Source organism: Enterobacter sp. C4G1, assembly GCF_052886895.1.
The window spans coordinates 204,912-230,314 of record NZ_JBQVVV010000002.1 but is presented as its reverse complement, the minus strand read 5'-3'; the positions used below and the strand labels follow the sequence as shown (position 1 = coordinate 230,314).

The following is a 25,403-nucleotide window of genomic DNA, read 5'->3' as shown; positions in this document are numbered from 1 at the left end:
TGAACGGAGATACGAAACTGCGGCTTCTTTATTCCAACTCATTCTTAGTTCCTTTAAGTAAGTAAGAGCGGAATTATCACGTTAACCATTAAAGTGTTGTGGGATTAAAAATGCTGTTCTGAATAATTAGATCGCGATATGACTGGGGCTCTGATGCAATGCATCTTTATGAATATCCGGGGAGACTTTTGCGTATGACCAAAGAAAGCCCAGTTGATATTGTTCACGCTCATTTCGCCATAGACGGAGGGGCGCTCCGTCTCCTGTAATCAAAGCAGGCTAAATATAATCGCCGGGATAGTCATATCTTTGGTGAACTCCGCCAGCGCCTCGGTATTCTCCCGGAAATGCTGCAACATCCTATCTACCGCGTCTGATTCATCCTTTGCCTCGGTATCAAACGGCAATCTATGAAATCCTTCGGCCTTGAGACTTTTTGCGCGTTCGGCGGTGAGTGTCTTTTTCTCATAAACATTGACAGCAATATCATTCATATAGAACAGCCAGGTTTTCATCGTGTTTTCCTTACGCCCTATCCGGTCAGAACCCTTTCTGCACATCAGATTATTCATCATATCCGAAATGATTTTTACCCAATAGCTCCTGGAATTTAGCTGACGAATCATCGTCAGATTTGACGAATTCACTGCCGACGACAGACCCGACATCGAAATAAATGCCCATATGACAACCTTTTCAGATTTGGCACGGATCCTGCTAATGACGCTAACGGGACTGGGTTAACCAGTTAAACATCTCTTCATTTATTAACAGGTCTGTTATTGATGAAAAAAATCGCAAGCGTCTGCCCTTACTGTGGTGCAGGCTGCAAATTAAACCTTGTCGTTGAAAATAACCGCATTATCCGTGCCGAAGCCGCCGATGGCGTAACAAACCAGGGCACGCTGTGTCTGAAAGGCTTTTACGGCTGGGATTTCCTTAACGACACCCGTCTGCTGACTCCTCGCTTAACGCAACCGATGATCCGCTACCATAAAGGAGAAGCGTTCACCCCCGTTACCTGGGAAGAAGCCATTCGCTACACCGCCCACAAACTGAAAAGCATTAAAGAACAGTTCGGCCCACGGTCGATCATGACTACCGGTTCCTCTCGCGGGACAGGCAATGAGACGAACTACGTGATGCAAAAATTTGCCCGGGCGGTGCTTAACACCAACAACGTAGACTGCTGCGCGCGTGTCTGCCACGGCCCTTCCGTTGCAGGCCTACAGGAGACGCTTGGCAATGGTGCCATGAGCAACTCCATCAACGAGATTGAAAACTCAAAATGCCTGCTGGTCTTTGGCTATAACTGCGCCGACTCACATCCGATTGTGGCAAGACGCGTGCTTAAAGCGCGTGAAAATGGCGCGAAAATTATTGTCTGCGATCCGCGCCGTATCGAAACCGCGCGCATTGCCGATCAGCATCTACAGCTGAAAAACGGCAGTAATATGGCGCTGGTGAACGCCTTCGGCTATGTACTTCTGGAAGAGGAGTTGTGCGACAAAAACTATGTTGCGCGCTTTACCGAAGGGCTGGATGCCTACCGCGAGGCGGTAAAAGATTACGCCCCAGAGAATGTCGAACATCTGACCGGCATTGCCGCCAGCGACGTTCGCCAGGCAATGCGTACTTTCGCGGCAGCACCGTCTTCCACCGTTATGTGGGGGATGGGCGTCACCCAGTTTGGGCAGGCCGTCGATGTGGTTAAAGGGCTTTCCAGCCTCGCCCTGCTGACCGGTAATCTGGGGCGCCCGGCGGTCGGCGTCGGCCCAGTGCGCGGGCAGAACAATGTTCAGGGTGCGTGCGATATGGGTGTGCTGCCTAACATGTTCCCGGGTTATCAGGATGTCACCGATACTGCGGTCCGGCAAAAATTTGCCGATGCCTGGCACATCGATGTCAACCAGATGGATGACCGCGTGGGGACACGCATAACGGAAGTTCCGCACCTCGCGCTGGAAGGCAAGATCAAGGCCTATTACATCATGGGGGAAGATCCACTCCAGACGGAGGCCGATCTTGGCCTGGTGCGCCAGGGGTTTGAGGCGCTGGATTTTGTGGTGGTGCAGGACATTTTCATGACCAAAACCGCCGAAGTGGCTGACGTGCTGCTTCCGGCGACCTCCTGGGGCGAGCACGGCGGCGTATTTACCTGCGCTGACCGTGGCTTCCAGCGATTCGGCAAAGCCATTGAAGCCCGCGGCAACGTGAAGCGCGACTGGGAAATTATCAGCCTGCTTGCCACCGAAATGGGTTTCCCGATGCACTATATGTCTGACCAGCAGATCTGGGATGAGATGCGCGAGCTGTGCCCACTGTTCTATGGCGTGACGTACGAAAAAATGGGCGAGATGGGTCATGTCCAGTGGCCGTGTCCAACCCTGGAACATCCCGGCACGCCTTATCTGTATAAAGACAATCAGTTCGACACACCAACCGGCAAGGGGCAGCTTTTTGCGACCGCGTGGCGTCAACCGGCCGAAATTCCTGATGCGGAATATCCTCTGGTGCTCTGCACGGTAAGGGAAGTTGGCCACTACTCCTGTCGCTCAATGACCGGTAACTGTGCCGCCCTGCAAAGCCTGGCCGACGAGCCTGGTCGCGTGCAGTTAAACCCGGCAGATGCCGACACGCTGGGCATCCGCGACGGGCAACTGGTCTGGGTGCGCTCGCGCAGGGGGAAAGTGATTACCCGTGCCAGCATCAGTGAGCGCATCAATACCGGTGCGGTTTACATGACGTATCAATGGTGGATTGGCGCCTGTAACGAACTGACGCAGGATAACCTCGACCCGATATCCAAAACGCCGGAAACGAAATATTGCGCGGTACAGATTGAGGCCATTGAGGACCAGCGCTGGGCGGAGGATTATGCGGCGTCGGCCTATCAGACCATGAAAACGCGGTTGATTAATGCAGTAAACGTCTGACGCGTACCGGCCTGCGCGCGCGCAGGCCGACCGGGATATCATACCGCCAGCGCGTTCCCCTGATGCAGTTTGTTGAGAAACAGCACCAGTTCAAAATCGCTGCGCAAATTAAATTTTTTCATCACTGCATACTTGTGGTTGTAGACCGTCTTGTCGCTGATGTGCAGTTCATCGGCGATTTCCACCACAGTTTTACCTTTATATAACGCGTTCATTATCTGATGCTGTTTACCGGACAGCGCCTTGTGCGGACAGGTCTGACAAGATAGGGCACTTATCTGCGTTCCCAACAGCTGTTCTTTTTTCCAGGCGAAATAGAGTATCTGGCTAAATCTGTCGCAGGTAATTTTACGCGGCAGCACAAGAATATCGTCGATGCAGGGGGTCAATGCCGAGGCGCGCGCCCTGTCGTCCACCAGCCCAATAACAATGCCTTTTTTACGCATGCTTAATTCCGGAGCACAGTGGAAGTGCCCTCCCGTATGCAGTGAGAGGACAATAATATCCGCTTCTCGAATATTTTCCGGTGTGTAGTGATACTTGATGATCGGCGGCTGAATGAATTCTCTGACAAATGCCCGAGCAATAATCGCCTCCAGCCCATACCGATAAAGTACATCCTCATCTTTAATTAAAACGTTTATCATCCCTGCCACCGATAGTTAAAAAATCAGTTATATTGCATGGTCAGAACGACCACACTATTTATGGTTCCCGGCGTAACGGCGCCTTCAGTGGAATAAACCCAGGCCTTCATGTCAAGCGTAATCGTTTTGTCGGTATCGACAGGGCGATTTATTCGCGTTCCCGAGCCGACTGCGTTACCAGTGAGAAGATCCTGTAACCCAATAGCCACATGCCCCGCCGTGCCACTATTTTTGTAATAACCGTCGCCTGCAACCGGATCGGTTACCCCAGAAAATTGCACATCGACGCTTCGCGTTCCCGCCGGGCATTGCGTAAAGCGCAGCGCAAAGTCGACGGGCACTGATTGCGAATGCGGGGTAGCCATATTCGAGGCGTAAATATCGCCGAGATTAACGTTTAGATTGTTATCACCGCCGTTAAAAATACAGGGTGAGGCAACGATATCGCCGGTTATCTGAATATCTACTCTATCCGCTGAGCAAGCAGGAAATATCGCCAGACAGGCGGTAAATACGACGGTTTTAAAAGCATGCATTTTCGACCTCCTGTTTATTGATAGGTCAGCGTTAGCGTGGCTGAGGCATTGGCCGAGCCCGTGGTAACTGAAGAACGCGTCTGATAATAACGAGCGGTAATGGGGAACAACTCCTGTCCACCCGCGCTTCTTTTCAGCACCAGATTGCTGTTCAGGGTGAGCGGTGCGGCGTTGTAAAGCAGCTGAACGCCTACGCCTTCAGCCACTCCCGCATTGCCTTGCCCGCTCAGCGCCAATACGCTGCTGTCGCTGACGTCAGGTTGCTGAATTCCTGTCAGCATCATATTAATATTGGCTCCCGCGTCACAGTCCAGGATAAGACTCTGCGTTTGCTGCACAGTGGGCAGCGTCGTTCCTGGCGTTGAGCCAAATTCGCTGACCCTTACCTTTCCTAAGGCAAATGTAATGTTCGGCGTTTTGATCGAGCAAGCCACCTGGGTTATTGAGCCACGTCCGGCAAGCACCGGAATTTCGCCCCCTATTTCACCGCCACGCCAACGGGCGGTATAAGCAACGAACGACGCCAACTGACCGGTCACAGAGCCCGACACAATATTTCCCGTTTTCCAGAACTGAATAATGGGCTGGAAATCATTGATATCGAGATCTTTGGCATTTGAGCTCCAGCTGAACGTCGCCATATCCTCACCGGTCATCCAGGTTACACCTGAATATTGGATAGAGCCCACCGTCGTGTTTTTGTAAAATCCGAAGGAAACACCTACGCCGGGAATATTGGTCGCATACACCCGACGACCGCTTGACGAGGTGAAAACACAAGGTAATACGCCGCTTTTCATTCCGGCACTCGAACCTTCATCCGCCGCGGTCACACAGGTAAAAGCATGTACCAATGCGCCGTATATCTCATTGCTTATAGCCTGTCCGACCGGAACATCACGCTGGACAATAATATTGCCGTAATCCACGGTATAGGGTGAGCCGATAAAGTTATAGGCACAGCTCCAGCCGCTTAGTGGAAATAAAACGGTTAACATCAGAAAGGCATATTTAATGATTTGCATCTGACTCATTTCTCTTAAATAGTGATTATCGGCACAGGGCATTTGCCACAGCGATGTCGTTAACCCGCGCTATCTCAGGAATGAAATAGTGCGCCCGGCATGACTGACCCGGTTCATCACCCCATTTCACTAGCAGGTTTCCCTCCGGCTCTAATCCGGTTAAATAGACCTGTCCGCTATTGCCGACGATAAACCCATTGCCCGAGGCTCCCGCAACGGTAGCCATCGCGCCAAAAGGAATAACCTCCCCGGCGGGTTTGGTCAGGGTTAACAGCAGGCGTATGCCAACGTGTGAAATATAATCAGCGCGCACAATCGCCCCGCGCGTGGGCACTACGGTTTTCACGGTTTGCTCCAGTTCGACGTTTCCCGGCAGCGTTTCAGTGACCAGTCCGACGTCATTTTTACGATACGGCATCAGGTTCGGAGCCAGGGTGTAGCCTCGGTAGTCTGTCTTAACGCCCGTCATGTTCTGCACCCCAACGCCTGCCGCCCCCGGTGCGCGGATCAAAACGCTGGTTTCCCCTGGCGGCTGGGAGAAAGTCACGCCGTCGGCATGGGCCAGCACCCCACCCTGTAAGCCATAGCTCAGCCGATCGCTGTTTTTGTCATAGCTGTACCCGGCGGTCATTTCGCCGTAAGCACTTTTGTAATCGCCATTCATATTGCCGGAATAGCTCACACCGCTGGTGCCGTAGCCCTGCTGAATATTCCAGCTCAGGGCATTACCCTCCAGCGCCACGCCGTTAACCCCCAGGTATTGCGTGTTGCCCGCATGTCGGCTGGCGTTTAGCCCGCAATTTGCCCAGGCTTGCGGTAAAAACGCGCCCAGCGGCACGCTGATGCTCAGCGCCAGGAGTTGATCCGTGCCCGCTTTGTTACGGTTACCTGACGAGCCAGCCCCGCCGTTCTTGCTTAAGGTCCAGGTCAGGCCGTAGTTGATGCTACGCCAGGCGTTACTGTAGGCCACGCTCCAGGAGGCCATCGATTTTTCCCCGCTCCAGTAATCTTCTCTTGCGGCGCTCAGCATCACCGATCCAAGCTGATTGCCAAGCGACTGGCTCATGGTCAGCTCTTCCCTGTTTCGCCGTCTTTCCCGAAGCGCGGTGCTGTCGCCGTAAGAGTCGAGAACATCCTGCATGGCGTAGTAGCCACTTGTCGAATAACGATATCCCGCAATCGAAAACTGCGTGCCGGTAGCAACAATATTTTTGCTATAGCGGGCGCGCCAGGATTGCCCGTTGGATTTTTGGCCGCCCTGCGGCGTGGCCCAGCCCTGCGTCATGTCCACAGACATCGCGCCAAAATCACCCATGTTTTTTTCCCATGCCCGCCGCTAAAGACTGGTATTTACTCGACTCCTGCAATCCGTTGTAAAACGTTAATCCATAAGGCAGACCAATAATTCCGGTCAGTTGTGCGAAAGGCGTGCCCTGAACATCGCCGTTGTAAGAGCGATACTGCCCGCCGGTCAGCGCGAACTTTACGTGTCCTTCGCGTTGTAGCACCGGGAGCGAGGCATAAGGCACGGTAAACCGCTGCTCGCTGCCGTCCACTTCCTTGATGGTGACATCCAGATCGCCCGCCCCCCCCGTTGGATACATATCGGTGATTTCAAACGCGCCTGGCGCCACGAAGCTCTGATAAATCTGATACCCGTTCTGGCGAATAATGACCTGGGCGTTTGTTCGTGCGATCCCGCGCACCACCGGCGCATAGCCTTTAAGTGAGTCCGGCAGCATGTCGTCGTCAGAGGCAAGCTGAACGCCACGAAACGGCAGGCTATCGAACACGTCGGCAGGTGCAGAGTTTTCTCCCAGCGTGAGCTGAGCCCTCAGCGGCGTCACAGAACGTTGTACATAGCTGTACACCGTGTCCCAGCGATTCTGACCATTGGCGTCACGCGTCCAGGTAGAGTAATTTCGCAATCGCCACGGCCCGACGTTTATCCCTGGGCGCAGGTTGGCATACTGGCTGTGCGCGTCGCTGCTGCTGCCGTTTCGCCCCCAACTGTTGGCCCCGCTCAGGCTGTAGTTGAGCATTGCTGCCGTGATACCGTCGTCCCATTGCTCAGGGGGGACATAACCTCGTGCCTGCCCTGACAGAGCCGCCTGCGGAATGCTCAGGACTAACCGTTGCTGGCTAAACTGAAAATCAACACTGGCCTGAGGGATCACCTGTATATTCGCGCAGGTTTTATTATCGGAACCTAACGCTGGGAAAAGCGTTGTTTTCACACCCCAGAGCGCCAGTTGTTCAACGCTCAGACAGGGTTCGAGCTGTTCGTTGCCTTCTGCGTTCCGGGTCGCGCTGAACGTGACATCGCGCGACTCCAGCCATTGATCGTTAAGCAGAATATCGACATGATAGGTCCCCGGTGACTGGGTGCCAGATTCAAAATGCGACAGGTCAACTTTGCCCGCGCTGGGGTTATCAAGTTCAACCAGCTCCGGGTTAAAAAGATCGCGGCTGTACGCATGTTGTGTATATCCAGCAAGCGCAATAGCGATAAATAACGCCAGTCTGGCTGGCCGTCTTTTTCTGTATTCCGTTACCATGTTGATATTCCTTTCAGTTAGTTAACTGAAGCGCTGTATTTGCAATGTATTTTTATGAATGGCACCCGGACTTCCGTAATCATTAATAATGTTGAACGTCACTTCTCCAGCCTGAACGCCGCTGGGAAAATCAAAAAATGTGGAGGCGCGCGGCAGCACATAGCTCGCCTCCGCTAGCGCTTTTCCCGCCACGGATATACCGTTAAAATTCATCACAAAGTCTGTCGGATTGGTAACCTGAAGCTTATTCCCCACTCGACGCCAGACTAATTTATCCGCCTGTTCTTCAGGCATGCGGCCTTTTATTGCCGTCGGGCGATAAATTAGTTTTATGCGCGTTTTGACCGCAATCTGAAGGGTGTTTTCTTGGTTCGAGGATGCAGGAATGGCTTTAATATTAAGCCAGAACAGGCTTTCGCGATCTTGTGGCAATGCACCTGCCATCACAATGCGCTCGACGTTTTGCTGGCCTTTATCAAGGCGATAAAGAGGTGGAGTGATAATAAATGGGGCTTTCTCCGCCCCACCGCTTACAGTCTCAATCCACGACTGAATAAGATAGGGTGATGCATCAGGATTATTAATGTTGATGGCCGCTTCTTTTTTATTTCCATCAAATACAATTCGGGTGCCACCAATAATCACCCCAGCATGGGCAGTAAAAAGCGGTCCACCTACTAAAACGGCGGCAAATAAAGTGCGGCGTAAACAGATCATTTTAAAACCTCAACACAGAGGAGCCAGACCCTGCTCCCCTGAAATACTTATCAACAATTAATTGTAATCAACGGAGAAGTTAGCAACCGAGTTTGCCGGGCCAGCAATAACCGTTGACGCGGTGGAAATATACTGCGCGTAAAACTTCAGCGTATTATCCTGGGTACTGCTCAGCGTATAGCTGTAGTTATTGGTGCCGTGAAGCGGCAAATCCGCTTTATCCGCCGTCATCAAATTAATCGCCACTCCGTTTGCCGCCCCAGCAACGGACGTGTCAATCGCCAGCAGGTTTGCATTGGTCAGATCGGGCGTACCGTCGAAACGAATCTTCGCCGTCGTTACCGTCACCGGGCAATCTTTCAGCACGATATTGAATCCCATTGCGGCTGTTTTCGAGCCGGTGGATGGAAATTCAGTTTTATAAAAATCACCCATTGGGACAATCTGATTTTGAGAGTCCACATTCACTTCACAGGCTTTATCCAGAATGTTGCCTACAAAGTTCACTGTGCCCGCCGCGGCGAAAACAGAAGGTGCTGATAACGCTACGGTTGCCGTAAAAGCAGCAACAACGATATTTCTCTTCATGAATTGGTTTCCTTATTAACTTTATTCATTACTGATATTCAGGTAACACCATCCCGCTGGTGTAAACACCTTTACTATCCTTTTATTTTATTTTTTGTCGGCAGATAAAATTATATACCCTGGTCAAGCATCTCTCCTTTACCTGCTGACCGAGTAGAATTTATACAATCACTTTTACAAACTCAATGGCTTTATGGGTCTAGCTGTAGACTTAAAATTAACAAAATTGAAACACCAGTACGCTGCCACAATTCCATCACAGGTTTTGTTTCCTGGTAATTTCGCATCCAGTACACCGTTGCGGTCCACATTTAGACTGACAATAAAAAACAAATAATTTCATACAGTTAAATAAACATTGGCGCCCATGGTCTATTTTTAGACCCGTCTTTAACATTCCCTGACGGCAATATTTTTAAGATAATCCCGAAATAATCCTGAATATCCATCCGCACGAGTAAAAAAGAGATTGATCATGGCGAATCTAACGATCCCCCCCATCACTGAAAAAAATGTGACGGCACTGGAATTAAAACCGTTTGCCCATATTGATATTCTTATTACTCATGTCCTGCCCTTCGCCGAGAGAACAATCGTGTCGAAGGGGGATATCATTCACTATTTCAGTGATGATGTTCGACAGTGCCTTTTATTAATGCACGGCAGCGTTGCCCTGCACCGCAGTGGCGATGGTATTGTATTAAATTCTGAATCATCTCCTTTTGTGCTTGGCATCAGCAGCCAATTATCCTCCGAACACCTTTATGTCCGGGCACTGGAAACGTCGGAAATAGCGTACGTATCGCTGGATTGTTTTAATCAAATCGTCGCCAATGATGATTTGTGGCAGCATTTTGCCCGGCTGCTGGTTTATACCGCATCGCGGGTTTACGAACATTGCGCGAAGATTTCCCAGATGTCGGCCTACGATATTATTCGCTTTCAGCTGGTGGAATTAATGCAGGAGCCTTCTGCCATTCGCCAGAGCACCACCGCCGCGACCTATATCAAAAGTCGTACCTATCTTTCCCGCAGCGGGATCATGCGCATTCTTGCAGAGCTTCGCACCGGTGGCTACATCATTATGCAGCGTGGGATTTTGCTTGAAATTAACCATTTACCGCGTAAATATTAAGGCGTAAAACTATAATCGAATAGGTTCTAAAGAAGGTTAAAGCCTATGTCTTCCGCTGAAAAAACGCGCCGCAGTTCTCCCTTTGCCCGAGAACTCATTACTCACCTCCAGCCTTACAGTACAGTGCGTCACTTTTCCCGTGGGGAACAGTTGGATCTTCAGGTCAACGGCAAGGCAATGTGCTACCTGATTCTGGAAGGAACGGTTGCCGTCTACCGCCGCTCGGACCACCTGCTGCTCTCGACGGCCAAGCCCCCTGCCGTTTTTGGCGTGGCGAACATTTCCGCGATTTTTTTCGATGATTACCTGAAGGTCGTTGAACCGAGCCAGATAGGGGTGATTTCCGCCGCGCAGGTTAATGCGGTTATTGAAGAAAAAGCGCTGTGGAGTTTACTCTCCAGCCATCTGATGTACATGTACAACCGACTCTATAACACCATCATGCCGCAGGGGGCGTTGACCTCTTACGAACTGATTTGCCAGCAGTTGGTGCAATTGATGAATGAAGATGAAAGCTACCGACGCGGTATCACCGCCGAAAGGTATATCCGCGACAAAACCCAGCTTTCCCGCAGTGGTGTGATGCGCATTCTGGCCGACCTGAAAGCGGGTGGGTATGTAGAGATGGAAGAAGGCAGGCTCCTTAAAATTAACAAACTCCCGGCGAAGTACTGAATGCCAGAGACAAAAAAGGCCGCAAGCGCGGCCCTTTTTCAGCAATTAATGGACATGAACGCCCAACCGCCAGGCAAAATAGATCTCTTCTTTCAGCTCGCTGGAAGAGAGCGCCAGCAAATCTGCAAACTCCAGCTCAAGCTGTTTCAGCTTTTTCAGGTACTGCGCCGGAGACAGGTTGCTCTTATCGCGACGTAAATATTCAACCGCCAGTTGGGTTGGGTTCAATTCGGTATCCATGATGTCCTCGCTTGTGTACAAAACCTGAGCAGTATAACACGTTTTACTGCGCAGATTTTGACCAAAGGCAAAACATCCTGGATGTTTACACGCTTTACACCACCGCCGTCGTCAGACGCGATGAGCAGCACAGACGTTCCTGCTCGTCCAGAATATCAATCTGCCACACCTGATGACGGTTGCCTGCGTGCAATGCGCGGCAGACACCGCGCACGCGTCCACTGCGAACAGAGCGAATATGGTTGGCGTTCACTTCCAGCCCCACCACTTTGTGTTCCCCTTCGGTACACAAATAGCCTGCGACTGAGCCAAGCGTTTCAGCCAGCACCACCGAGGCACCACCGTGAAGCAGGCCAAACGGCTGATGCGTGCGGCTATCGACAGGCATGGTCGCTTCCAGCGAATCTTCACCAATGCGGGTAAACTGGATATCCAGCAAACCCACCATATTCCCTTCACCCATGGCATTGAGCGCCTGAAGCGTCACTGCTCGTTTCCAGATCATCCCATAATCTCCAGTAAAGCCTGCAATGGATGGCGTACACCGTTACCTTCAACGCGTTTCACCTGGCTGCGGCAGGAGTAACCCGTCGCCAGGCAACGGTTGCGCGGTAAACGCTGCATGGCCTGATGCCATGACAACTCGTAGATCCCAAGTGAGTTTTCATGATTTTTTACTTCATGCCCGTAGGTTCCCGCCATGCCGCAACACCCAACGCTGACGCTCTCCAGCTTCGCACCGAAGCGGGCGAAAATAGAGGCCCATTGTCCAGGTGCGCCCGGCAATGCCGTCACCTCGGTACAGTGTCCAAACAGATACCATGACTCACCGCTGACCTCTTTGGTCGCTGTTTTTTGCAACGCCGCAGGCAGCCATTCATGCACCAGCATAACGTGGAAATCCCCACGTTTTTCGCCAAGAGTCTGCTTGTACTCATCGCGATAGCAGAGCACCAGCGCCGGGTCGACGCCGACCATCGGGATCCCCAGCGTGGCAACACGGTTAAGGAAGTCCGACGTTTTCTGAGCGGTTTTCGCAAAGCGGTTCAGGAAGCCTTTAATGTGCTGCGCCTTACCGTTTGGCGAGAATGGCAGCACCACCGGCTGATAACCGATTTTTTCAGCCAGACGGACAAAATCGGCCACGACCTGCGCATCGTAGTAGCTGGTGAACGGGTCCTGCACCACCAGTACCACGTTGGCTTTTTGCTCTGCGCTTAGCGCTTCAAGCTGCTCCAGGGTCATGTTTGCAGAACGATGCCCCACCAGCTGACGCTGTAACGATGGCGTCGACAGCAACGGCAGATCCACCATGCCGATATGTTTTTCGGAGAGCTTACGTACCAGCGGTTGATTGATAAAGAAGTTGAACGTCTTAGGCGCTCGCGCCATCAGCGGTGCATAGCTTTCCACCGTGGCGACCAGGTGATCGCGCACCGGGCGCAGATAGCGCGTGTGGTAAAGTTGCAGGAAACGCGAACGGAATTCCGGGACGTCGATTTTAATCGGGCACTGGGTCGAACAGGCCTTACAGGCCAGGCAACCGGACATGGCTTCTTTGACTTCATGAGAGAAATCATATTCGCCTTTCCGGGCGTGCCAGCTGTTCCGCGTGCGTTCGATAAGCGTGCGCAGGCTGGCCGCTTTTTCCGGTAGCTCACTTTCCAGCTTCAGCGGATCGACACCGCGATCGGCCAGCAGACGCAGCCATTCGCGCACCAGGGTTGCACGCCCTTTTGGCGAATGAATGCGGTTACTGGTGATTTTCATCGACGGACACATTGGGCTTTTCGCGTCGAAGTTAAAGCACAGACCGTTACCGTTACACTCCATGGCACCGCGCCAGGACGTGCGCACGGCGATGGGGATTTGCCGGTCATAGGTACCGCGTTTTACCGCATCCACGCGCAGCATCGGCGCATCCACACCTTCTGGCGGGCAAATCTTGCCCGGGTTAAGGCGGTTATCGGGGTCAAACGCCGCTTTGACTTTGCGCAGTTCCCCGAACAGTTGCTCGCCGAAAAACGCCGGGCTGTATTCAGCGCGGAAGCCTTTTCCGTGCTCGCCCCACAGCAGACCGCCATATTTTGCCGTTAACGCAACGACATCATCGGAGATCTGTTTCATCAGGATCTCCTGCTGCGGGTCACACATATCCAGAGCAGGGCGCACGTGCAGTACCCCGGCGTCCACGTGGCCAAACATGCCGTAGCTCAGCCCGTGGCTATCCAGCAATGCGCGGAACTCAACAATATAATCAGCCAGATGCTCCGGCGGTACGCAGGTGTCTTCCGCAAACGGGATAGGTTTAGCGGCGCCTTTGGCATTGCCCAATAACCCCACCGCTTTTTTACGCATCGCATAGATACGCTCGATACCGGAAAGGTCGTTACACAGCTGCCAGCCAATGACCCCGCCCTCACCTCTGGCAATAAGCTCGTCCAGGCGCTGACAGAGCATCGACACTTGGCTTTCAATCAATTCGGCATCATCGCCTGCAAATTCAACGATGTTCAGGCCAAGCATCTCTTTATCCGGCACGTCGGTGATCAGTTCGCTCACGGAGTGCCAGACAATGTCTTCCCGCGCCAGGTTAAGCACTTTTGAGTCGACGGTTTCAACCGACAGCGCCCGCGCGTCAACCATAAACGGCGCATTGCGCAGCGCAGAATCGAAAGAGTTGTATTTCACATTGACCAGACGGCGGACCTTCGGCAGCCGGGTGATATCCAGACGCGCCTCGGTAATAAATGCCAGTGTGCCTTCCGAACCGGTCAGAATGCGGGTCAAATCGAACTGGGTCAGGTCATCGTTAAACACATGACGCAGATCGTAGCCCGTCAGGAAGCGGTTCAGTTTGGGGAATTTATCGAGGATCAACTGACGGTTGTCGCGACAGCGTTCCAGTACGGTGCGATAAATTCGCCCGCTGGCGGTGTTATCTTTGCCCAGCGTTTCGGCCAGCGCAACGGGCATTGGCTGAGTATCAAGGATGTCGCCACCCAGCAGTACCGCGCGGACGCCCATCACATGATCGGAGGTTTTGCCATACACCAGCGACCCCTGTCCGGACGCATCAGTGTTGATCATCCCGCCAATGGTCGCACGGTTACTGGTAGACAGCTCCGGTGCGAAAAAGTAGCCATAGGGTTTTAAATACTGATTGAGCTGATCTTTGATAACACCCGCTTCAACACGCACCCAGCCCTCTTCAGGGTTGATTTCAATAATGCGGTTCATATAGCGGGACATATCAATGATGATGCCCTGATTAAGCGCCTGGCCGTTTGTGCCGGTGCCGCCACCACGTGGGGTGAACACCAGGGAAGTAAAGCGCTCCTGCGCCGCCAGACGGGAAATTAATGCCACATCTGCCGTCGAGCGGGGAAAGACGACTGCATCGGGAAGAAGCTGGTAGATACTGTTATCGGTCGCCATCGTTAGCCTGTCGGCATAATTTGTGGCGGTATCACCTGTAAAACCCTGTTGCTCCAGTGCCTGCAAAAAATTAAGCACCAGCTGAACGACGCCAGGTGCCTGAGAAATCTGTGGGATCATTACGGTCGACCCTAATTAGAGGTGTGAAATCGTTTGCGTTGTGTCTGGAAAGTTTTATCACATTTTTTTCTTATACGCTCAGCAGAATTACATGCAGAATCTGCCTGTCAAAAATCGCTGAAATCACTAATGATTAGAGTGACGCGGTTTCATGTTCTCGCCAGCCTGGCTGGTGTTATCAAAGGAAAGTTTCATTTATGGTCAATCTTCGTCAGCCGAGGGATGTTGCGCAAATTCTGCTGTCAGTGCTGTTTCTGGCAATCATGATTATTGCGTGTCTGTGGATTGTTCAGCCTTTTGTGCTCGGCTTCGCCTGGGCCAGTACAGTAGTCGTCGCCACCTGGCCATTACTGTTGCGTTTACAGAAACTGCTGTTTGGCCGCCGTGCGCTTGCCGTACTGGTCATGACCTTACTGCTGTTCCTGCTATTTATTATTCCCATTGCCTTACTGGTCAATAGCCTGGTTGATACCAGCGGCCCGGTTATTCGCGCCATCAGCACCGGCGACATGACGCTGCCGGACCTTGCCTGGCTGAACAGTATTCCGGTGGTGGGTTCAAAACTGTACAGCGGCTGGCACGGCCTGCTGGAGATGGGCGGCAGCGCATTGATGGCGAAAGTACGCCCCTATATTGGCACCACGACTACCTGGTTTGTCGGCCAGGCCGCGCACATTGGTCGCTTTATGATGCACTGTACGCTGATGCTGGCCTTCAGCGCCCTGCTGTACTGGCGTGGTGAGCAGGTTGCACTGGGTGTGCGACATTTTGCCACCCGTCTGGCCGGTAAACGTGGTGATGCGGCTATCCTGCTGGCGGCTCAGGCCGTACGTGCCGTTGCGTTGGGTGTGGTGGTGACGGCGCTGGTTCAGGCCGTTCTGGGTGGTATCGGCCTTGCGATTTCTGGTGTGCCTTACGCCACTATCTTTACCGTCATCATGATAATGACCTGCCTTGCGCAACTGGGGCCATTGCTGGTGTTGATCCCCTGCATTATCTGGCTCTACTGGACCGGGGATACCACCTGGGGCACCGTTCTGCTGGTCTGGAGTTGCGTAGTCGGTACGATGGATAACGTCATTCGCCCAATACTTATTCGTATGGGTGCGGATCTGCCGCTGATTCTGATCCTGTCTGGCGTTATCGGCGGGTTAATTGCATTCGGCATGATTGGTCTGTTTATTGGCCCGGTGCTGCTGGCTGTCACCTGGCGACTGTTCTCTGCCTGGGTGCATGAAGTGCCACCACCAGGCACCGACCCCGACGTGATCCTCAGTGAACTGGAAGAGCGGGAAGACAAGAACAGGTAATAACGATATTGCCGGGTGGCGCTGCGCTTACCCGGCCTGATTTCCTCGCAATACTTAAACATCATTAATCATTTCCCTGGTCAGACCCGCCACATCGCCTGTAACTCTGTCATTCACTTCAAAAAATCTTTACGTCTCTTTAACTATTGAGACGAATCTGATCGACGCAAAAAAACTCAATGCCTACTATTAGCTCACGGTTATAAATCAACACCTTGATTTATAAGCATGGAAATCCCCTGAGTGAAACAACGAATTGCTGTGTGTAGTCTTTGCCCATCTCCCACGATGGGCTTTTTTTTATCCTTCTCAGACGCTCTTCGTCTCACAATGACTTAGCATCCGCCAGTCGGCAGGCAACACACGTGTCTCACCCGTGACATTCACCGTGACCACCTCGCGAATATCTGCCGATGACGTGCCGATCTGTAGCTCAAACTCGCCCGGCTCGACAATTCGCTTACCATCGCGGCGGGTGAAGTTGAACATATCGACCGGCAACGTGAAGGTCAGCCGGGTTGTCTCTCCGGGTGAAAGCGTCACCCGCTGGAAGGCTTTCAGCTCCTGCAACGGGCGCACCTGGCTTGCCACTTTATCGCGTACGTAAATCTGCACCACTTCGCTGCCGCTGCGTTCGCTGCTGTTGGTCACATCAATACTCAGGGTCACTTCCCCTGTAATATCAATCTTATTTGATGCCAGCATCGGGTTGCTTAAGCCAAATTCGCTCCAGCCCAGACCAAATCCGAAGGGATAACGCGAGCCAAAGTGAAACGCAAATGGCGTGCCGCCGCTTTTGAGTTTGTGGTTGTAGTAATACGGCATCGCCCCCGCGCTTTTCGGCACGCTGACCACCAGCCTGCCCTGCGGCTCTGCACGGCCGGTCAGCACATCGGCAATCGCCCAGCCGCCTTCCTGTCCGGGTGCCCAGGCCAGCATAAATGCCGCAACCTTGTCCTCCAGGCCTTGCAGGTTGTACGGCCGGCCCCCGGTCATCACCACCACTACCGGTTTACCTGTTGCGACAAGCGCTTCCAGCAATTGCTGTTGCACCCCAGGCAGGTTCAGGGAGTCCGTGTCGGAACCTTCCCCGACGGTACCGCTCTGGAACAACCCGGCAAGATCCCCGACACAGGCCACCACCACATCACTCTCTTGTGCCGCGCGCACGGCCTCGGGAATAAGGGCGGTACTGTGTGAAACCGGGGATTGCTGCATCGGTTTCCCGCCGCTGTCGCCCGGGAAGACTGGCGCGCCCGCCATGCGTTTTTCGATGATGTGACAGCCTTTGGCATAACGGACCTGCGATGCCCCCAGGTAGTGCTCAAGCGCCGCGCGCGGTGTCGTCACCTGCGAGGTTTCTTCCACCATATCGCTGATGATTAAGTGCACCGGGAAGCTATAACCACTCAGCAATGCCAGCGGATCGTCCGCCGTTGGCCCCACCACCGCCACACGCGGTTTTCCGCTGAGCGGCAGAATGCCGTTATTCTCAATCAAGGTTAGCGAACGGGTCGCTACCTCGCGCGCAACCTGCCGGGTGGCGTCATTTTGCAGATCAATGGCATTTTCATCGGCATAAGGTTTTTCAAACAGCCCAAGACGGAATTTCTCGGTCAGTACGCGGCCTACGATTTCATCCACTTTCGCCATGGTGATAAGCCCACGTTCAACCGCCTGTGCCAGATGGCGCGCGCAGTCATCTTTTGGCAGCTCAACGTCCAGCCCGGCATTAAACGCCAGCGCCGCCGATTCAGCGGCGTCATGCGAAATACCGTGGTGCTGATGCAGAAGGCTCACGCCACCGTAATCGGCAACGATAATGCCGTCAAAACCCCACTGCTCACGCAGCACCGTTGTCAGCAGGAAGCTGTCGCTGTGGCCTGGCTGGTTGTCGATATCGTGATAAGCAGGCATCACCGACCCTGCGTGAGCGAGCTTTACCGCCATTTCGAATGGCAGCAGGAAGGTATCATTTAGCTCGCTGAATCCCAGATGCACAGGCGCATGGTTACGCGCTCCTTCGCTGAACGAGTGGCCAACATAGTGTTTCAGGGTGGCCAGCAGGTCGCGTTTTTCGCCCTGTAATCCCTCCACATAGGCGCTGGCCATCACGCCTACTAACCACGGGTCTTCACCAAACGTCTCTTCGGTACGCCCCCAGCGGACATCGCGCGAGACATCCAGTACCGGTGCCAGCCCCTGCTGACAGCCGACTGAGCGGGCCTCGGCACCAATGTGTTCTGCGGCATGCCTGACGAGCGCCGGGTCCCAGCTTGAACCATAGTTCAGCGATGAGGGGAACAAAGTGGCGTCCTTACAGAGCAAGCCGACCAGGCACTCCTCGTGGAACAGCGCCGGAATGCCAAGCCGCGTCTCTTCCATCATCATACGCTGCAAGCGGTTTGCCGCCCGCACGCCCGTTCTGGCGTCAACAATATGCGTACCCAATGGCCGGGTTATCTGCCCGACACCCAGCTTCAGCCTCTCGCCCAGCGCTGCCTGCTCGCTGACGCCCGCAAACTCATCACTCAAATCCGTCCGCTCGCGATGGTTGCCGTGTTCGTCGAGGATCAGCCAGTACGCGTGCATCTGGGCAAATTTTTCTTCTGGCGTCATACGGGCCAGTAAATCCTCCACGCGTTCATGCACGGGACGCCTCGCATCCTTATAGATTGCAGTCATATTTTACTCCTTGATTACATGATGAAGTGCCGGGTTGAATGCTTCCGCGTCCGGGCGCGCCTGGCGCTTGCTGGCAAGTTCGCGGGCAATAGTGTCAACCAGTCGGCTATTGAGTTTGTAAACGGTGAGCAGCGCGACCATACCAATGAACAACGCGCAGGGGATCAGGGTAAAGAGTGCGTTGATGGTGCTCAGCACATGCGGAGCCTGTATGGCCTGGCCCGGCACATAGTCCACGATGCCCAGCACCCAGCCCACCACAGCGCCGCCCAGTGCCAGGCCAAATTTGATGGCAAACAGCGCGGTGGAAAACACCAGCCCATCCAGTCGACGACCGCTACGATGCTCTTCGTAGTCCACCACGTCAGAGAACATGGTCCATTGCAGCGGCGTGGTCAGGTTTTGAATAAAGCTGAAGATAATGTTCAGGCCGAATATCAGCCAGACCTGTGACGGCGGCAGGAAGAAAATAAGTGCACCGAATACAACGAAGATGATAATCGTCCACTGATAAGCCCGAACCCGGTCGAATTTACCCAATAACCGTTCAGACAATAATGCCCCACTGAGAGAGGCCACCATACCGGAAACAATAAAGGCGAAAACCAGTTCCGGGCGCAACAATACATAGTTAACGTAATACAGGGTTGCCGAGCCGCGCGTAACCACTGCGGTCAGCAATAAAATATTAAACACAAACACTATCCGCCACTGGCTATTTCCCGCCAGGCGTTTTAAATCGGTAATCATCGAGCCGGAAGTATCACTGCGCGGAGAATAACGCTCCCGGGTCATCAGGAAACAGCAGAAGAATAAAACGATGCCCAATAACCCCATTAAACTCATGGCGTAGAAATAGCCTTTCTGCACATTGCCATCACCCAGTTTTGCCACCAGCGGCAGGGCAATTACCGTGACAATCAGACCGCCGATAAAGGACAAACCAAAGCGCCAGGATTGCAACGAGTGGCGTTCACGCGGGTCAAGGGTTAGCGCTCCGGGCATCGCGCAATAGGGTACATTAATGGCCGAATAGATAAGACTCAGGATGGTGTAAGTCACGCAGGCATAAATGATTTTCGCCGTAGCCCCTACATCGGGAACATAGAAGGTAATCAGGCAACTCACGCCAAAAGGAATGGCAAACCACAGCAGCCACGGGCGAAAGCGGCCATGCCGGGTTTGCGTGCGATCCACCAGCGCGCCAATACAGGGATCGACAAAGGCATCAACCACGCGCACAACTAAAAACATGGTTCCCATTATTGCAGCCGGTAGACCAAATACATCCGTATAAAAATAGGCAAGAAATAAGGTTGCGGTTTGCCAGACCAGCGCGCTGGCCATATCACCTAAACCGTAACCTATTTTATCTTTCGTACATAAGACAGGAGAGATGTTCATTTTTATGGGCCTTTTATCAGGTTAAAACGTATTTCAACCAGTTGCGCATCATGTAGGGCAATGCGCAGTTAAGGCTCAAGTATTAGCAACGCTTTGCGCGCTAACAATTGTCTAAATTAACAGACAAATTATGATATTTGGTTTTTTGCTTTATTTGTGACGGGGAGCATGTCAGCGGGGAAATAAAAAAGGTGAGGATAAATATCCTCACCTTTCAGCATACAGGGATTACGACATTACTTTTTCAGTTCGGCCAGGCTCAGCCAGGTTTGCACCACAGTGTCCGGGTTCAGGGAAAGACTGTCGATCCCCTCTTCCATCAGCCAGGCAGCAAAGTCTTCATGGTCGGATGGACCCTGACCACAAATCCCGACGTATTTGCCCTGTTTCTTCGCCGCCTTGATGGACATTGACAGCAGCGCTTTTACCGCGTCATTTCGCTCATCGAACAGCTCGGAAACCACGCCAGAATCGCGGTCCAGACCCAGAGTCAGCTGCGTCATATCGTTTGAACCGATAGAGAAACCGTCGAAGTACTCCAGGAACTGCTCAGCCAACAGGGCGTTGGACGGAATTTCGCACATCATGATGAGCTTCAGTCCGTTTTCACCACGCTTCAGACCCTGACGCGCCAGCTCTTCCACCACCGCTTTGGCCTGCGCCACGGTACGCACGAACGGAATCATGATTTCAACGTTGGTCAGCCCCATATCGTTGCGCACGCGTTTCACCGCATCGCACTCCAGCGCGAAGCAGTCACGGAAGCTGTCAGACACATAACGTCCGGCACCACGGAAGCCCAGCATCGGGTTCTCTTCTTCTGGCTCATAACGCTCGCCGCCCACCAGGTTGGCGTATTCGTTAGATTTGAAGTCAGACAAACGCACGATGACGCGTTTCGGATAGAACGCAGCCCCCAGCGTCGCGATCCCTTCGGTCAGGCGGCCAACGTAGAACTCTTTCGGCGAGTCGTAGCCTTTCATCATTTCGCGAATTTCGTTTTGCAGTTTCGCGTCCTGATCGTCGAACTCCAGCAGTGCACGCGGGTGCACGCCAATCATACGGTTGATGATGAATTCCAGACGCGCCAGGCCAACACCTTCGTTTGGCAGGCAGGCGAAGTCAAACGCCCTGTCCGGGTTACCCACGTTCATCATGATCTTCAGCGGCAGATCCGGCATGGTATCCACGCTGGAGCTTTTCACGCTGAAGTCCAGCAGCTCGGCATAGACATAACCGGTATCGCCTTCCGAACAGGAGACGGTCACGTTCTCGCCATCTTTCATGCGTTCGGTCGCATCACCACAGCCAACAACCGCCGGGATACCCAGTTCACGGGCGATGATCGCCGCATGGCAGGTACGGCCACCACGGTTGGTAACAATCGCCGCAGCCTTCTTCATGATCGGTTCCCAGTCCGGGTCGGTCATGTCGGTGACGAGGACATCACCCGGCTGAATGCGGTTCATCTCGCTGATATCCTGGATAACTTTCACCGGGCCTGCACCAATACGGTGACCGATGGCACGACCTTCAGCAATCACTTTGCCCTGCGCATGAAGCGTATAGCGCTCCATCACCTGACCACGAGAGCGGACGGTTTCCGGTCGCGCCTGCACGATAAATAGCTTGCCGGTGTTGCCGTCTTTGGCCCATTCGATATCCATCGGGCGGCCATAGTGTTTCTCAATCTGCACTGCCTGCTTCGCCAGCTCCTGCACTTCGGCATCGGTCAAAGAGAAGCGGTCGCGCTGTTCCTGCGGCACGTCTTCAATTTTAACCTGCTTGCCGTGCTCCTGAGTCGGGGCGTAAATCATGCGGATCTTTTTCGACCCCATGGTCCGGCGCACGATAGACGGACGGTTTGCCGCAAGGGTTGGTTTGTGCACGTAGAATTCGTCGGGGTTAACCGCACCCTGCACCACCATTTCACCCAGACCCCACGCAGAGGTGATAAACACCACCTGGTCGAAGCCGGATTCGGTATCAATGGAGAACATCACGCCGGATGAGCCGACATCAGAGCGCACCATACGCTGAATGCCTGCCGAGAGCGCCACGCCACGGTGGTCATAGCCCTGATGCACGCGATACGAAATGGCGCGGTCGTTGAACAGGGAAGCAAACACGTGCTTCACCGCCACCAGCACGGCATCGTAGCCCTGCACGTTGAGGAAGGTTTCCTGCTGACCGGCGAAGGAGGCATCCGGCATATCTTCTGCAGTGGCAGAAGAGCGTACCGCAAACGAGGCCTGCGCATCGTCAGAGGAAAGCTGGTCGTACGCGTCGTGAATCGCTTTTTCCAGCTCCGGCTGGAAAGGTGTGTCGATGACCCACTGGCGGATCTGTGCGCCGGCTTTCGCAAGCTCAGCAACATCATCGATATCCGTTTTATCCAGCAGTTCGTAAATGCGCTGGTTTACACCGCTTTGATCAAGAAACAGGTCAAACGCTTCGGCGGTAGTGGCAAACCCATTCGGTACGGAGACACCCATACCGGACAGGTTAGTAATCATTTCACCAAGGGAGGCATTTTTGCCCCCAACTCTGTCTACATCATTCATGCCGAGTTGGTTATACCAAAGCACCAGCGGTGACGAGCCATTGTTGGACATCGAAACAATCCTTTTGTGATATTTGAACGGGATTAAGAAACACCTTAATGCGTATTTATCCTCGCATATTTGTTGTCGTGAAAAAAACGGTGAATCGTGTAAGCAACTTTATTTTTTATTTTTTCGGACACTTCCCCATCAACCTCTAACCCAATGATTCCAATGGATTCCCACAAAAATGTTCGGTTTATATCGGTTTTTCAAAAAATGAAATCCACTTTTCATTAAAATTAAAAATACCGTTTCATTTATAATTAAGACGATTCCCTCTCTGTTGTATTTTACTTTTTTAATTTATGCTTTCAGTCAATTAGGTCCGATATTCAGGGTGAGAAAAATGGATAATGCTGTCGATCGCCACGTTTTTTATATTTCTGATGGTACGGCGATTACCGCCGAAGTGCTGGGACATGCGGTCATGTCGCAGTTCCCGGTTTCCATCAACAGCATCACACTGCCGTTTGTGGAAAATGAAAGTCGCGCAAAAGCCGTGAAAGACCAGATTGACGCCATCTACCAGCAATCGGGCGTGCGTCCGCTGGTCTTCTATTCCATTGTGATCCCGGAAATTCGCCAGATCATTCTGCAAAGTGAAGGGTTTTGTCAGGACATTGTGCAGGCCCTGGTAGCCCCGCTGCAGGGTGAACTGAAGCTTGATCCCACGCCGATTGCCCACCGCACCCACGGCCTTAACCCCGGAAACCTGATTAAGTACGATGCCCGTATCGCGGCCATTGATTACACCCTGGCTCACGATGACGGCATCTCCCTGCGTAATCTCGATCAGGCGCAGGTGATCCTGCTTGGCGTATCACGCTGCGGTAAAACCCCGACCAGCCTGTACCTGGCCATGCAGTTTGGGATCCGCGCGGCAAACTACCCCTTTATTGCCGACGATATGGATAACCTGGTTTTACCCGCTGCGCTTAAGCCACTGCAACATAAGCTGTTTGGCCTGACAATAAACCCGGAACGCCTGGCCGCTATCCGTGAGGAACGCCGCGAGAACAGCCGCTACGCCTCAATGCGCCAGTGCCGTATGGAAGTCTCAGAAGTTGAAGCGCTGTACCGGAAAAACCAGATCCCGTGGCTTAACAGCACCAACTATTCGGTAGAAGAAATCGCTACCAAAATCCTCGATATCATGGGACTGAATCGTCGCATGTACTAATATGCTAGTACATTAATCCAGATTAAGGTATCATTCTGCACATCATCGGGGCGGCTTCGCCCCGAACTTGAAATCAGCAGGGATTGGTTTAAGGTGATGCCCATCACTTCCCGGTAGTCTGCCGATGAAGCAAAAATTTTCTGAGATATTCCATGAATAAAACCGACGAACTCCGCACTGCGCGTATTGATAGCCTGATTACCCCGGCTGAGCTGGCGGTGCGACACCCTGTTTCCGCAGACGTTGCGGAACATGTCACGGCCTCCCGCCGTCGTATTGAAAAAATCCTGAATGGTGAAGACCGCCGTCTTCTGGTGATCATCGGCCCTTGCTCCATTCACGACCTGGATGCCGCGATGGATTACGCCAAACGACTTCAGGTTCTGCGTGATAAGCACCAGCATCGCCTGGAAATCGTGATGCGTACCTACTTTGAAAAACCACGCACCGTTGTCGGCTGGAAAGGGCTGATTTCAGACCCCGACCTGAACGGCAGTTATCGCGTGAATCACGGTATTGAGCTGGCGCGTAAGCTGCTGTTGCAGGTCAATGAACTGGGTGTCCCTACCGCGACCGAATTCCTCGATATGGTGACCGGGCAATTTATTGCCGACCTTATCAGCTGGGGCGCGATCGGCGCGCGGACCACTGAAAGCCAAATCCACCGCGAAATGGCGTCTGCCCTCTCCTGCCCGGTTGGGTTTAAAAACGGCACCGACGGCAATACCCGCATCGCGGTTGATGCAATCCGCGCGGCCCGCGCCAGCCATATGTTCCTCTCGCCGGATAAAAATGGCCACATGACCATTTACCAGACCAGCGGTAATCCGTACGGCCATATCATTATGCGCGGTGGCAAAAAGCCGAATTACCATGCAGAAGATATCGCTGCCGCCTGTGAAACGCTGGCTGAGTTTGATCTGCCAGAACACCTGGTGGTGGACTTCAGCCACGGCAATTGCCAGAAACAGCACCGCCGCCAGCTGGATGTCTGCGATGAGGTTTGTCAGCAGATCCGCAGCGGTTCAACGGCCGTGGCCGGGATCATGGCTGAAAGCTTCCTGAAAGAAGGGACGCAGAAAGTGGTGGCTGGCCAGCCGATCGTTTACGGCCAGTCGATTACCGACCCGTGTCTGAGCTGGGAAGACAGCGAGCTGCTGCTGGAGAAACTGGCGGCTGCGGTGGACTCACGTTTTTGATGTTATAGCCCTTCACCCTCTCCCTGTGGGAGAGGGTGAAGGGCACCAGACCGCACCCTTCTCCCCTCAAATTTGATCCCGTCACAAATTTTTCACAAAAAGGCTTGCTGTGAATTTTGACTTTGTTGATAATGATTATCATTGTTACATTGATTATTATTTGTAAACATTATGCCACGTATGGATAACACCCCGGCTACGCCTGTAAAAACACACACAGCGCCTTCCCCCTCTCCTGACGACCGCCGTATTGACAGCAAAAGTCTGCTGGGTGATGAGGGGCGGGTCATTATCGAGCATGACGGCCAGCACTACCTGCTGCGCCAGACCCATGCCGGAAAACTGATCCTGACTAAATAAATTACTCAAAAAATACGCCAGCCACCCAGGTGATCCCCAGGCAG

At 53.0% G+C, this 25,403-nt stretch carries 19 protein-coding genes, 1 other RNA gene and 1 pseudogene; 8 read left to right on the top strand and 13 right to left on the bottom strand.

What is annotated here, in order from left to right; all coding sequences use genetic code 11:
• Positions 1 to 269 precede the first annotated feature (269 nt).
• The gene (locus ACT9TW_RS14915; RefSeq protein WP_446492864.1) at positions 270 to 515 is read right to left on the bottom strand and encodes a hypothetical protein; all 246 of its coding nucleotides are present in this window, start codon (positions 513 to 515) and stop codon (positions 270 to 272) included.
• Positions 516 to 785: 270 nt separating this feature from the next.
• Between ACT9TW_RS14915 and fdhF the strand changes: the two genes are divergently transcribed.
• Positions 786 to 2,936, top strand: coding sequence for a formate dehydrogenase subunit alpha (fdhF, locus tag ACT9TW_RS14910; protein ID WP_446492863.1), 2,151 nt, complete (start codon positions 786 to 788; stop codon positions 2,934 to 2,936).
• A gap of 38 nt (positions 2,937 to 2,974) precedes the next feature.
• Here the strand turns inward: fdhF and ACT9TW_RS14905 are convergent, their stop codons facing one another.
• The 6 genes and pseudogenes from ACT9TW_RS14905 to ACT9TW_RS14880 form a co-directional block, all read right to left on the bottom strand.
• Complete coding sequence (locus tag ACT9TW_RS14905; RefSeq protein WP_446492862.1) at positions 2,975 to 3,583, bottom strand: helix-turn-helix transcriptional regulator; 609 nt, start codon at positions 3,581 to 3,583, stop codon at positions 2,975 to 2,977.
• 23 nt (positions 3,584 to 3,606) lie between these two features.
• On the bottom strand, positions 3,607 to 4,119 hold the full coding sequence (locus tag ACT9TW_RS14900; protein ID WP_446492861.1) for a fimbrial protein: 513 nt from the start codon (positions 4,117 to 4,119) through the stop codon (positions 3,607 to 3,609).
• A 14-nt stretch (positions 4,120 to 4,133) separates the two neighbouring features.
• Positions 4,134 to 5,144: a fimbrial protein gene (locus tag ACT9TW_RS14895; RefSeq protein WP_446492860.1), complete on the bottom strand. Its 1,011-nt coding sequence runs from the start codon at positions 5,142 to 5,144 to the stop codon at positions 4,134 to 4,136.
• Positions 5,145 to 5,169: 25 nt separating this feature from the next.
• Positions 5,170 to 7,702 (bottom strand): annotated as a pseudogene (locus ACT9TW_RS14890) (fimbria/pilus outer membrane usher protein).
• A 21-nt stretch (positions 7,703 to 7,723) separates the two neighbouring features.
• Positions 7,724 to 8,419 (bottom strand): fimbrial biogenesis chaperone, encoded by a 696-nt coding sequence (locus ACT9TW_RS14885; protein ID WP_446492859.1) that lies wholly within the window; start codon positions 8,417 to 8,419, stop codon positions 7,724 to 7,726.
• Between the two features lie 57 nt (positions 8,420 to 8,476).
• On the bottom strand, positions 8,477 to 9,007 hold the full coding sequence (locus ACT9TW_RS14880; protein WP_446492858.1) for a fimbrial protein: 531 nt from the start codon (positions 9,005 to 9,007) through the stop codon (positions 8,477 to 8,479).
• Positions 9,008 to 9,482: 475 nt separating this feature from the next.
• Here ACT9TW_RS14880 and ACT9TW_RS14875 point away from each other — a divergent pair, with 475 nt between their 5' ends.
• Both ACT9TW_RS14875 and ACT9TW_RS14870 read left to right on the top strand, forming a co-directional pair.
• On the top strand, positions 9,483 to 10,142 hold the full coding sequence (locus ACT9TW_RS14875; RefSeq protein WP_446493841.1) for a helix-turn-helix domain-containing protein: 660 nt from the start codon (positions 9,483 to 9,485) through the stop codon (positions 10,140 to 10,142).
• Positions 10,143 to 10,187: 45 nt separating this feature from the next.
• Entirely contained in the window at positions 10,188 to 10,817 is a 630-nt protein-coding gene (locus ACT9TW_RS14870) for a helix-turn-helix domain-containing protein (RefSeq protein WP_446492857.1), read from the top strand.
• Positions 10,818 to 10,862: 45 nt separating this feature from the next.
• Here ACT9TW_RS14870 and ACT9TW_RS14865 read toward each other — a convergent pair whose 3' ends face one another.
• The 3 genes from ACT9TW_RS14865 to ydiJ all read right to left on the bottom strand — a co-directional run bounded on the left by ACT9TW_RS14865 (position 10,863) and on the right by ydiJ (position 14,615).
• A complete protein-coding gene (locus ACT9TW_RS14865; RefSeq protein ID WP_014069924.1) occupies positions 10,863 to 11,057 on the bottom strand; it encodes a YdiH family protein in 195 nt (64 codons plus the stop codon).
• A gap of 94 nt (positions 11,058 to 11,151) precedes the next feature.
• Entirely contained in the window at positions 11,152 to 11,562 is a 411-nt protein-coding gene (gene menI, locus ACT9TW_RS14860) for a 1,4-dihydroxy-2-naphthoyl-CoA hydrolase (protein ID WP_446492856.1), read from the bottom strand.
• Complete coding sequence (ydiJ, locus tag ACT9TW_RS14855; RefSeq protein WP_446492855.1) at positions 11,559 to 14,615, bottom strand: D-2-hydroxyglutarate dehydrogenase YdiJ; 3,057 nt, start codon at positions 14,613 to 14,615, stop codon at positions 11,559 to 11,561. Before ydiJ ends, menI begins: the two co-directional genes overlap by 4 nt.
• Positions 14,616 to 14,812: 197 nt before the next feature.
• On the opposite strand from ydiJ, the gene ydiK reads away from it, so the two are divergent.
• Together ydiK and rprA are read left to right on the top strand one after the other, a co-directional pair.
• Positions 14,813 to 15,925, top strand: a complete 1,113-nt coding sequence (gene ydiK / locus ACT9TW_RS14850; protein ID WP_446492854.1) for an AI-2E family transporter YdiK — start codon at positions 14,813 to 14,815, stop codon at positions 15,923 to 15,925.
• Between the two features lie 196 nt (positions 15,926 to 16,121).
• An RNA gene (rprA, locus tag ACT9TW_RS14845) (antisense sRNA RprA) lies at positions 16,122 to 16,229 on the top strand.
• Between the two features lie 5 nt (positions 16,230 to 16,234).
• On the opposite strand, the gene ACT9TW_RS14840 is transcribed toward rprA, so the two are convergent.
• From ACT9TW_RS14840 to ppsA, 3 genes are all read right to left on the bottom strand, one after another.
• Positions 16,235 to 18,610 carry a glycoside hydrolase family 3 N-terminal domain-containing protein gene (locus tag ACT9TW_RS14840; RefSeq protein ID WP_446492853.1) on the bottom strand — a complete coding sequence of 792 codons (2,376 nt, stop codon included), beginning with the start codon at positions 18,608 to 18,610 and terminating at the stop codon, positions 16,235 to 16,237.
• Positions 18,611 to 18,613: 3 nt separating this feature from the next.
• Positions 18,614 to 20,014 carry an MFS transporter gene (locus ACT9TW_RS14835; protein ID WP_446492852.1) on the bottom strand — a complete coding sequence of 467 codons (1,401 nt, stop codon included), beginning with the start codon at positions 20,012 to 20,014 and terminating at the stop codon, positions 18,614 to 18,616.
• A 236-nt stretch (positions 20,015 to 20,250) separates the two neighbouring features.
• Positions 20,251 to 22,629 carry a phosphoenolpyruvate synthase gene (gene ppsA / locus ACT9TW_RS14830; protein WP_182060723.1) on the bottom strand — a complete coding sequence of 793 codons (2,379 nt, stop codon included), beginning with the start codon at positions 22,627 to 22,629 and terminating at the stop codon, positions 20,251 to 20,253.
• Positions 22,630 to 22,966: 337 nt separating this feature from the next.
• Here ppsA and ppsR point away from each other — a divergent pair, with 337 nt between their 5' ends.
• From ppsR to hemP, 3 genes are all read left to right on the top strand, one after another.
• On the top strand, positions 22,967 to 23,800 hold the full coding sequence (gene ppsR / locus ACT9TW_RS14825; RefSeq protein WP_014069917.1) for a posphoenolpyruvate synthetase regulatory kinase/phosphorylase PpsR: 834 nt from the start codon (positions 22,967 to 22,969) through the stop codon (positions 23,798 to 23,800).
• 152 nt (positions 23,801 to 23,952) lie between these two features.
• Positions 23,953 to 24,999 (top strand): 3-deoxy-7-phosphoheptulonate synthase AroH, encoded by a 1,047-nt coding sequence (gene aroH, locus ACT9TW_RS14820; protein WP_446492851.1) that lies wholly within the window; start codon positions 23,953 to 23,955, stop codon positions 24,997 to 24,999.
• Between the two features lie 171 nt (positions 25,000 to 25,170).
• Positions 25,171 to 25,359, top strand: a complete 189-nt coding sequence (hemP, locus tag ACT9TW_RS14815; protein WP_446492850.1) for a hemin uptake protein HemP — start codon at positions 25,171 to 25,173, stop codon at positions 25,357 to 25,359.
• The last annotated feature ends 44 nt before the right edge of the window (positions 25,360 to 25,403 follow it).